General features: G+C 64.0%; 4 protein-coding genes and 1 pseudogene. All 5 read right to left on the reverse strand.

Annotation, left to right across the window (positions count from 1 at the left end):
* Window positions 1-107: pseudogene (locus tag AC27GT_RS02050) on the reverse strand (transposase); the annotation flags it as partial.
* 9 nt (window positions 108-116) lie between these two features.
* Window positions 117-542: a hypothetical protein gene (locus tag AC27GT_RS02055; protein WP_487223455.1), complete on the reverse strand. Its 426-nt coding sequence runs from the start codon at window positions 540-542 to the stop codon at window positions 117-119.
* 17 nt (window positions 543-559) lie between these two features.
* Window positions 560-1,810 carry a HAMP domain-containing sensor histidine kinase gene (locus AC27GT_RS02060; RefSeq protein WP_015717004.1) on the reverse strand — a complete coding sequence of 417 codons (1,251 nt, stop codon included), beginning with the start codon at window positions 1,808-1,810 and terminating at the stop codon, window positions 560-562.
* A complete protein-coding gene (locus AC27GT_RS02065; protein WP_015717005.1) occupies window positions 1,807-2,469 on the reverse strand; it encodes a response regulator transcription factor in 663 nt (220 codons plus the stop codon). The genes AC27GT_RS02060 and AC27GT_RS02065 overlap by 4 nt, the downstream gene beginning before the upstream one ends.
* Window positions 2,469-2,915, reverse strand: a complete 447-nt coding sequence (locus tag AC27GT_RS02070) for a c-type cytochrome (RefSeq protein WP_015717006.1) — start codon at window positions 2,913-2,915, stop codon at window positions 2,469-2,471. Before AC27GT_RS02070 ends, AC27GT_RS02065 begins: the two co-directional genes overlap by 1 nt.
* Between the last annotated feature and the right edge of the window lie 229 nt (window positions 2,916-3,144).

The following is a 3,144-nucleotide window of genomic DNA, read 5'->3' on the forward strand; positions in this document are numbered from 1 at the left end:
CGGGAAAGAAAAGCCACCAGGATGAGGGCCAGGAGGCCCCAAAGGGGGTACTGCCGGTTGCGGGCCCGGGGGTCGGGGATCTGGGACAGGGCTTCGCGCAGGGTCATGCCCCCTCTTTACTCCAGGAGCCGCATATAGGTCAAGTCTGCTGCCGGTGCGGTGACCTTAACCGTCACCAAATTGCCGTCTTTGCCAATAGCCACATGGCGGTTCTTAAGCAGGATGGCCAGGGTGTAGGTGCTCTTCCCAATGTGCACCCGCAGGGCCTCGAGGCTACTGGCCTTTCCCACCACGGCGTAGCGATAGCTCTTCCCGTGGGGCAAGGCGAAGACCACGTAGGCTGCCTTGCCCAGCTCCTCGGCGCTCGGCAACATGCCGTTGCCCGTCTGCCACATCGCCAAACCCTTGGCATCTTCCAGGACGATGGCCGTACCCGGGGGCAGTGCCCTGGGCGGGAACACGCTGGACACCTTGAGGCCGCCACCCATGGGCGCTGCCAGGGCCAGAGCCGAAACCATAAGGAACCCAAGCATCCGTTTCATCCCTTCACCTCCGGAGCCTACGCTCCAAGGTCCATTGAAGGGGAAGAGGCTGAAGGGGGCCTGAAGAGCAGGCGGATCCGGAACCCGCCCTCCTGGGCAAGGTGGAGATTCGCTCCCAAGGCCTCGGCCACCTGGCGCACCACCCTCAGGCCCAAGCCCTCCCGGGCCCTGGGGGATGGTCCCGGTCCCTCATCTTGGACCTCCAGGTAAGCCTGCCCATCCGTGGTCCCCGTCCGCACGTACACCGTACCTTGGCCGTGAAAGAGGGCGTTGTGAACCAGGTTGTTCAAGGCCCTCTCCAAGAGGCGGGGATCGGCCACGGCTTTGGCCGGTTGGGTTTCCAGGATGAGTTCCCGCCCCCTGGCCACCGCCAAGGGTTGGAAGCGGTCGAAGGCCAGACCCGCCAGCTCGGGGAGGTCCACCTCCACCAGGCGCAGGTCCTGGGACTGGGTTCGGGAGAGGGCGAGGAGGTTTTCCGCCAGGGCCTCGAGGCGCTCCGCCTGGACCTTTAGCTTGGCCAGAGCGTCCCGTTCCAAGTGGGGAGCCTTGAGCAGGCGCTCCAACCCCACCCGAAAGGCGGCAATGGGGGTGCGCAGTTCATGGCTGGCCAAGGCCAGGAAGGCCTGCTCCCGCTCTCGTTCCGCCTTAAGGGTGCGCAGGAGCTTGGCAAAGGCCTGGGCAAGGCGGGCCACCTCGTCACGGCCCCCCGGGGGCTCCAACACCTGGAAGCGCATGGCCCCGTCGGCCAAGCGGCGCAAGGGGCTGAGGGCCAGTCCCGCCAGGAAGTAGGCCAGCACCCCGGTGAGCACTCCCACCAGGAAGAGAAGGGGCAGGCCCAGGCGTAGGTAAAGGAGGGCCAGGTGTTCCACCACGCCCAGGGGCTGGGCCACCACCAAGCGGTACTCTTGGCTCTCGAGGGTATAGATGCGCCAACCCGCCAGGCTTTGGGGGGTTTTGCCCTGGACCGAGCGTAGAAAAAGGGGAGGAGCAGAAAGCCCACCCGACCAAACCAGTTCTCCCTTGCGGTAGAGCCAGGCTGCTCCCGGGAGTTCCCCTGCCAGCACCTCCTGCTCCACCTCGGGGGGCACCAGGTGGTCGGGCTCTTCCCGAACGGTTTCCAGGAGGACCTTGGCCTGGAGTTTTAGGGCATGGTCCACCTCGGCCAGGGCCAAGCGAACCAGGAACAGGCTGGAGAGCCAGAGCCCCAACCCCAGCCCCGAGAGGGCTAGGGCTGCGGTGATCAAGGCCAGGCGGAGGCGCAAGCTCATCCGGGAACACGGTAGCCTAGGCCCCGGATGGTTTCAATGACCTCCTCGCCCAGCTTCTTGCGCAGGTTCTTCACATAGACCTCCACCAGGTTGGACTCCCCCTCGTAGCCGGGCCCCCAGATCCGCTCCAGGATCTCATCCTTGGAGAAAACCCTTCCGCGGTTAAGGACGAGGAGTTCCAGCACCTGGTATTCCTTAGCGGTGAGGCCAATGGGAAGGCTGCCCTTGAGGACCCTCCGGGCTTCCACCTCCAGGACCACTTCTCCCACTTCCACCCGCCTGGGCCGCACCTCTCCCCTGCGGAGAAGGGCCCGTATGCGGGCAACCAGTTCGGAAAGGGCGAAGGGCTTGGTCAGGTAGTCCTCGCCCAGCTCGAGGCCGTGGAGCCGGTCGTCCAGGGCATCCTTGGCGGTCAGGAAGAGGATGGGTTGGGTGAAGCCCGCCTCCCGCAGGGTGCGGGCCAGGTGGAATCCCGCCTCTTCCCCTTCGGGAAGGCGCACATCCAACACCAGGGCCTGGAAAGGAACATCCCACAAGGCCTCCCAGGCCTCCTCCTGGGAGGTGGCCCAGACCACCTGGAAGCCATGCTCTTCCAGGGCCTGGGTTACGGTCCTTCCCAGGTCGGGATCGTCCTCCACCAGGAGAAGCCTCGTACCCATCAGAGCTTCAAAGTCTGCCGCAGGGCATAGACCTTTTCGGGCGTAAGCTTCTTGGCCCGCTCTTTCTTCACCTCATCTGCGGTGTAGGGCTTGAACCCGGCCGGAGGTTTGTTGCCGAAGGCAGTGGTGATGTAGTTAAGGATGGCAGCGATTTGATCGTCTTTAAGTTGGGGCCCCCAGGCGGGCATGGACCCGTTGTACGTCTGACCCTTCACCTTGATCTGTCCCTGCAGGCCAAACAGCACCACATCGAGCAGATAGGTCCGTCCGTCCTTCTTGGCCAGAATCTCGGGCACATGCCCAGCCAGCGGGGGGAAGGCCCCGGGTAGGCCCTGGCCATTGGCTTGGTGGCAGCTGGCGCAGTACTGTCCGAAAAGGGCCTGTCCGCTTTGTGCCGTGGCCAAACCTAGGAGAACCACCAAGGCCACGAAGCCCAACTTCCTCATGCTTCACCTCCAGGATTTCAGGTCGTGTAAGGAATTATGTGTAGGGGTTTGTGTATAAAAGGGGGGTACCAGGATTAGGAAGGAGGTACCCCGTGGACCAGGATACCTTGCAGGTGATGCTAAGGGAAGCGGTGAGGCAGACGGTGACCGAGGTCTTGCAGATTCTCCTGGACGCCGACCGGGAAGCCTTCTTGCGCCAGCACGGGGGACGCAAGAACGGCTACTACCC

The sequence above is a fragment of the Thermus sp. KWY1 genome, assembly GCF_057547025.1.